Here is a 6,836-nt window from a genome sequence, read left to right as displayed (position 1 = left end):
GCAATAGAGTCAAGAGATTTGATAATGCAAGCAATAGAAGAGGCCTGCCGTGTGTATGACTTAGATACACGCAATGTTACCCTATTAGGATTTAGTCAGGGGAGTATATTGAGTATGGCGGTAGCCCTTTCGTATCCTAAAAAAATACGCAATGTGATAGCCCTAAGTGGGTATCTAAATAAAGATATTATAAAAGAAGGTTATGAGAAAGAACACCACTCTATGACTCATTTCTATATATCGCACGGCTCAAGTGACCAAGTAATTCCGGTAGAATGGGCACGACAAACCCCTGTAATACTTGATAGCATAGGTGTGAAGTGCCGTTATGAAGAGTTCCTTGTGGGGCACGGTGTTTCGCCACAAAATTTCTATTCTTTCCGTGAGTGGCTTACTCAGCAGTAATTTATGGATAAAAAAGAATTTAAGGAAAAATATGAGCTTTTTAAGCGCAAGGCGTATGTTATTATTTATGGTACTAACACACGCTTAGGTAAGCTTTTTGACCTTGTGCTATTAGCACTTATTTTTATAAGTGTAGTGATGGTAATGCTCGAAACTGTAAAAGGAATAGACCACCGACTACACGGCTTATTGGTGTTTATGGAGTGGGTGATAACTATCTTCTTTACAATGGAGTATATATTGCGTATTATTAGCAATAAAAAGCCTTATCGCTACATATTTAGTATATATGGCATTATAGACTTGATAGCTATTTTGCCTATGTACCTGTCCTTTATCACCCCGAGTACGAAAGCTATTTCGGTAGTACGTGCCCTTAGGCTACTGCGTATTTTTAGGATATTAGACTTGGTGAGCTTTATGAACCAAGGAGAAGAGCTAAAGTTGGCACTACGCACCAGTAAGAATAAGATTCTTGTTTTTATCTATTTTGTGTTTGTAATATCTATACTGTTGGGTTCGCTGATGTATGTGGTAGAGAATGAACACAGCGGATTTACTAGCATTCCACGCAGTATTTACTGGTGTATAGTAACTCTTACCACGGTAGGTTATGGTGATATAAGCCCTGCAACTACTTTGGGGCAAATGATAGCTTCGTTAGTAATGATATTGGGTTATGGCATTGTAGCTGTGCCTACGGGTATAGTAACCGCTGAATATAGTCGTGTATCGAGAGCTAATATACTAAAGGAAGAGCAGCGCTGTCAGCAAAAAGAACTTTTAGCTGATAAGCATACTGAAAAAGTTATTTGCCACCAATGTAATAATTCGAGCCATTTAGAGGGAGCTAATTACTGTTCATCTTGTGGAGCTCCATTAAAAAAACAGATAGACAAATGTCCCGAAAAAAACGATTACTTCTGACAATAGTAGGACCTACTGCCATAGGTAAAACCCGTTTAGCTATAGCTTTGGCACAGCATTTCGGCACAGAAATTATCTCGTGCGACTCGCGTCAGTTTTTTAGAGAAATGCATATAGGCACGGCAGTACCTACTGCTGAAGAACAAGCCCTTATAAAGCACCATTTCATTCAGCATAAGAGTATTTTTGAGCCTTATTCGGTAGGAGATTTTGAGCGCGATACCCTTACCCTTCTCCATAACCTTTTTGAAACACACGAGGTGGTAGTGATGGTCGGGGGTAGCGGCTTGTATGTGAAGGCTGTAATAGATGGATTAGATGACTTTCCGACAGTAGATGAGCATATAAGAGAAACGCTTAACGCTTCGTATCAGTCAGAGGGTATTGGGGTACTACAGACTCAGTTAAAAGAATTAGACCCACAGCATTACGCAAAGGTAGATACTCAGAATCCGCATCGTATGATACGTGCTTTGGAGGTGTGTATAGCTACTGGAAAGCCTTATTCATCTTTTTTGCAACAGAAAAATGTAAGTCGGGATTTTGAAACTCTTCAGATAGGGCTAACAGCTGACAAAGAAATAGTATATCAGCGAATAAACGATAGGGTAGAGCAAATGTTAGCAGAAGGACTGCTGATAGAGACGCAGCAGTTATTGCCCTACAAACAGCTAAATGCCCTACAGACAGTAGGCTACCGAGAGCTATTTGATTTTTGGGAAGGAAAGCATTCACTACTATTTGCTATAGAAGAGATAAAGAAAAATACACGCCGTTTTGCTAAGCGTCAGTACACGTGGTTTAACAGAGATGAGAGGATACAATGGTTTGACTACCAGACTCCTATAGAAGAAATTATCAAAAAGACAATATACAATGGAGAAAATATTTAAGCATTGCCCCAACTGTACTTCTACGAATACAGAATTCCCGAATAATGTGCGATTTTTATGTCACGATTGTGGTTTTACCTACTTTCACAATATAGCTGCAGCTGTAGCCGTAGTATTTAGGTATGAAGATAAAGTACTTTTTACAGTACGGAATATGGACCCTGACAAAGGAAAATTAGATTTGCCAGGTGGGTTTATAGACCCTAATGAGACTGCGCAAGAAGCTGCTTGTCGTGAAGTGTTGGAAGAGATGGGAATGCAAATAAGTCCTTCGCAATTGCGTTTTATTACTACTTTTCCTAATAATTATTTATATAAAGAAGTGCCCTACCGCACAATGGATATATTTTTTGAATGCCGATTGGCTGGAGAGCAAGTGCATATAGTGGCACCTGATGAGATTAAAGCTCTGCAATGGTTTCCACTGAATGAAATACCCGAAGAACAGATAGGTTTTGTGTCGGTGAGAACCGTTATTCAACAACTAAAAGTAGGAGAACTTTAAAAAGGACGAGAAATGAACAGTATCAATCATTATAGGGAAGAATTTTTAGCTCATCTGAAAACTTCAATAGCTGTAAAAGAACCGCGAAATCTATACGAACCTATAGATTATATATTGCAATTAGGGGGCAAACGCTTGCGCCCTGTACTGACACTTATAGCAGCAGACCTCTTTGGAGGCGACTACCGCAAAGCACTTCCGGCAGCTGCTGCGGTAGAAGTGTTTCACAATTTTTCGCTTGTACACGATGATATAATGGACAATGCTTCTCTGAGGAGAGGAAAGGCTACTGTACACCAAAAATGGAATAGCAATATAGCTATACTCTCTGGTGATGCGATGCTGATTTCTGCTTACTGTCTATTAGATAGTTATCCTCCAGACACTTTTGCAGCTCTTGCTAAACTGTTTTCTAAAACAGCTTTAGAAGTGTGTGAAGGGCAACAATGGGATATGGACTTTGAGACCCAAGCCCAAGTGAGTATACCCCAATACCTGCAAATGATACGTTATAAAACAGCGGTATTAGTAGGAGCTGCCTTGCAGATGGGAGCTATTATAGCAGGAGCTTCTATTGAAAATCAGCGTCTTATATATGATTTTGGGGTGACTATAGGGCTTGCTTTTCAGCTGCAAGATGATTATTTAGATACTTTTGGTGATGAGGCTTTTGGTAAAAAAATAGGAGGAGATATACTTGAAAATAAAAAAACAATACTCTATTTAAAAGCTTTAGACTTAGCTGATGAGGCACAACGCAACACATTGATAGCACAATATACTACCTCAGAAGAAAATGATGCAAAAATAGCTATAGTGACCCAACTATTTAGGCAAACAGGAGCTGCTGAGGCTGTGAGAGACGAGATAACACGCACTACTGATGAAGCTCTTAACTTATTGGAGCACATAACTATAAGTGATGAAAAACGCGCTTATTTGAAGCAGTTTGCTTTAGAATTGATGAATAGGAAGGTGTAAAAAAATGTGAGATATTCTCTTGTTAATTATTTATTATTTCGTACTTTTGCACCCTAATATTTAAAGTGAAAATATAAATGTTTAAATGGGTAAAAGCGAGCTTTTGGAATGCAGTAGCTGGCTTAATATTGCGAAATAGAATCACATTTTTAATCATAATAGCCTTAATTACAGGTTTTTTGGCATTGCAGTGGAAAAATATTCGCTTTACATTTACTGAAGCGAATATGTTGCCTGATGACCACCCTGTGAATGTGGAGTACAAGCGATTCCTATCTAAATTTGGAGAGGAAGGCAATTTGATATTATTGGCTATTGATGATGATAAAATTTATACTCCAAAGATATTAAATGAGTGGATACAACTCAGTAATGAACTTAAGAAATACAAGCAGATAGATGCGGTTATTTCGATTAACAATCTGCCCATATTAGTTAAAGATACTGCTCAACAACGCTTGGTAACTCATAAACTTATAGAAGGAGAGGTTAAAAACCAAGCACAAGCAGACAGTATAAGACAAGTACTTATAGAAAAACTGCCATTTTACGAAGGACTTATTTATAATGCTAAGAGCAAAACACTGCAGACAGCGGTGTATATGAATAAGAAAATTGTAAATACTAAAGCACGTAAAGACTTCATTCTTAATGACTTTATTCCGATAGTTGAAAAATTTGAGCAACGCACAGGACTAAAGGTACGCACCTCGGGGATGCCATATATACGCACCCTAAGTGCCCAAAATATAATGGACGAGATAGGACTTTTTATAGCAGCTGCCCTGATTTCTACCTCTCTTATATTCTTCTTTTTCTTCCGTTCCTTTAGGGCGATGTTTATCTCTATGGGAGTGGTGTCGGTAGCAGTGATGTGGGTATTTGGTTTTCTGGGACTATTTGACTACGAAATCACTATACTTACGGGGCTTATACCACCCTTGGTGATAGTGATAGGCATACCCAACTGTGTATTCCTCATCAATAAATATCAACAAGAAATTAGCAAACACGGCAACCAAGCTAAATCACTTATTAGAGTGATTAGAAATGTAGGGAATGTTACGCTATTGACAAACCTGACTACAGCTATCGGTTTTGCTACCTTTATTTTTACAGAAAGTACTTTGCTCAAGCAGTTTGGTATTATAGCCTCTATCAATGTGCTTTCTATATTTCTGATTTCACTACTGCTGATACCTATTATCTACAGTTATATGAGCATTCCTAAAGAAAAACACTTGCGCCATTTGTCTCGCAACTGGATAGGAGGACTTATAAAATTTATTGAAAATACCGTAAAACATCATCGTATAGCCGTTTTTACCACAGCTTTGGTACTCTTGATACTCAGTATTATAGGTATTTATAAGATAAAAATATCGGGTAGCTTGATAGAAGATATGCCTAAATCGGCAACATTCTTTGATGATATAAGTTATTTTGAGAAGAATTTCGGGGGTATTATGCCTTTAGAAATAACTGTAGATACTAAACAAAAGAACGGAGTAACCAAACTTGCCACCTTAAAACGCATAGATGAGCTTTGTGCGCATATAGAGGAGATACCAGAGATTTCGAAGCCCCTATCAGTAGTGAATTTGGTGAAGTATGCTAAACAGGCATACTACAATGGTAATCCGAAATACTACAGTCTGCCAACTACACAAGAACAGAATTTTATTCTTTCGTACATTAAAAATTCAAAAGGCAATGCGAGTATGCTGTCAGCCTATGTAGATAGTACCGCCCAAACCGCGCGTATTACTACTTTTATGAAAGATATAGGTACTGAGAAAATGCAACAGATAGAAGAGAATATCTATGCTAAAGCCCAGAAACTTTTCCCCAGCGATAAATATGAGCTAAAAATAACAGGTAAAGCCTATTTGTTTACTAAAGGGACGAGCTATTTGGCAACCAACCTAATCTGGTCGCTTGCCTTGGCAATAGTGCTTATCGCACTTATAATGGCCTATATGTTCCGCTCAGTGAAAATGATTATCATTTCGCTTATACCTAACCTTTTGCCACTGCTTATCACAGCAGGGTTAATGGGCTATTTGGGCATACCACTTAAGCCATCAACTATATTAGTATTTAGCATAGCTTTTGGTATTTCGGTAGATGATACTATACACTTCTTAGCTAAATATCGCTTAGAGCTCGTAGCCCGCAATTGGAAGATAAGCAAATCGGTGTATGCAGCCCTAAGAGAGACAGGGGTAAGTATGTTTTATACCTCTATAGTATTGCTTTGCGGTTTCTCAGTATTTCTGCTTTCAAGTTTTGGAGGCACTAAAGCCTTAGGAGGGCTTATCTCGGCTACGTTACTCTTTGCTATGATGACGAACCTATTGCTTTTGCCGAGTTTATTACTGTCATTAGAGCGACATATTTCAAATAAAGAAACTTTTAAAGAACCTCAAATAGAGATTTTCCCCAAAGAAGAAGAAAATTAGTTAATTTGTCAATCGACAAATTAGTCATAAAAGTAAAAATAATCATTATGGAAAATAAAAAACATATCGTAATAGTAGGGGGTGGTTTTGCAGGATTAGAGCTTGTGAAAGAGCTAAACCGCTCAGGTAAATACCATATTACTTTGGTGGATATGAACAACTATAACTTCTTTCCACCTCTTTTATACCAATTAGCAGCAGGCTTTATGGAGCCATCATCTATATCTTATCCTTTTCGCCGTTTGTTGCGCAAATATAAGAATGCACGCTTTAGAATGGCTTCTTTGCAAGAAGTAATACCTGCAGAAAACAAACTTATACTAAGCAATGGAGAACTTTCGTACGACATTTTAGTAATGGCTACGGGAGCAGAATCAAACTTTTTTGGTAATAAAGAAGTAGAAGAGAAAGCAATGCCAATGAAAACAGTAGGCGATGCACTGATGCTCAGAAATTTAGTTTATACCCGATTAGAACGTGCTACCCGTACTCAAGATAAAGAACAACGCCGTAAACTACTATCATTTGCTATAGCAGGAGCTGGACCTACAGGAGTAGAACTATCAGGGATTTTTGCTGAAATGAAGCAAAATATTATGCGTAAGGACTATCCTGAGCTTACTTTTGATGATTTAGGTGATATTTATCTGATAGATGGACAAG

General features: G+C 38.0%; 7 protein-coding genes. All 7 read left to right on the top strand.

Features of this window, described 5'->3' with window-relative positions; all coding sequences use genetic code 11:
- A partial coding sequence (locus tag HMPREF9074_RS10230) for an alpha/beta hydrolase (protein ID WP_034540613.1) occupies positions 1 to 405 on the top strand: 405 nt, incomplete at its 5' end.
- A 3-nt stretch (positions 406 to 408) separates the two neighbouring features.
- Positions 409 to 1,332 (top strand): ion transporter, encoded by a 924-nt coding sequence (locus HMPREF9074_RS10225; protein WP_009392965.1) that lies wholly within the window; start codon positions 409 to 411, stop codon positions 1,330 to 1,332.
- Positions 1,305 to 2,225 (top strand): tRNA (adenosine(37)-N6)-dimethylallyltransferase MiaA, encoded by a 921-nt coding sequence (gene miaA, locus HMPREF9074_RS10220; protein WP_009392964.1) that lies wholly within the window; start codon positions 1,305 to 1,307, stop codon positions 2,223 to 2,225. The genes HMPREF9074_RS10225 and miaA overlap by 28 nt, the downstream gene beginning before the upstream one ends.
- Positions 2,209 to 2,730 carry an NUDIX hydrolase gene (locus HMPREF9074_RS10215; RefSeq protein WP_009392963.1) on the top strand — a complete coding sequence of 174 codons (522 nt, stop codon included), beginning with the start codon at positions 2,209 to 2,211 and terminating at the stop codon, positions 2,728 to 2,730. The genes miaA and HMPREF9074_RS10215 overlap by 17 nt, the downstream gene beginning before the upstream one ends.
- Before the next feature lie 12 nt (positions 2,731 to 2,742).
- On the top strand, positions 2,743 to 3,711 hold the full coding sequence (locus HMPREF9074_RS10210) for a polyprenyl synthetase family protein (RefSeq protein ID WP_009392962.1): 969 nt from the start codon (positions 2,743 to 2,745) through the stop codon (positions 3,709 to 3,711).
- 77 nt (positions 3,712 to 3,788) lie between these two features.
- The gene (locus HMPREF9074_RS10205; RefSeq protein ID WP_009392961.1) at positions 3,789 to 6,173 is read left to right on the top strand and encodes an efflux RND transporter permease subunit; all 2,385 of its coding nucleotides are present in this window, start codon (positions 3,789 to 3,791) and stop codon (positions 6,171 to 6,173) included.
- Positions 6,174 to 6,220: 47 nt separating this feature from the next.
- Positions 6,221 to 6,836: NAD(P)/FAD-dependent oxidoreductase (locus tag HMPREF9074_RS10200; protein WP_034540610.1), on the top strand; the 616-nt coding region annotated here is incomplete at its 3' end.

The organism is Capnocytophaga sp. oral taxon 329 str. F0087 (assembly GCF_000213295.2).
Classification (GTDB): domain Bacteria; phylum Bacteroidota; class Bacteroidia; order Flavobacteriales; family Flavobacteriaceae; genus Capnocytophaga; species Capnocytophaga leadbetteri_A.
Note: the sequence above shows the minus strand (reverse complement) of the source record. Positions and strands in the feature narration are given on the sequence as shown.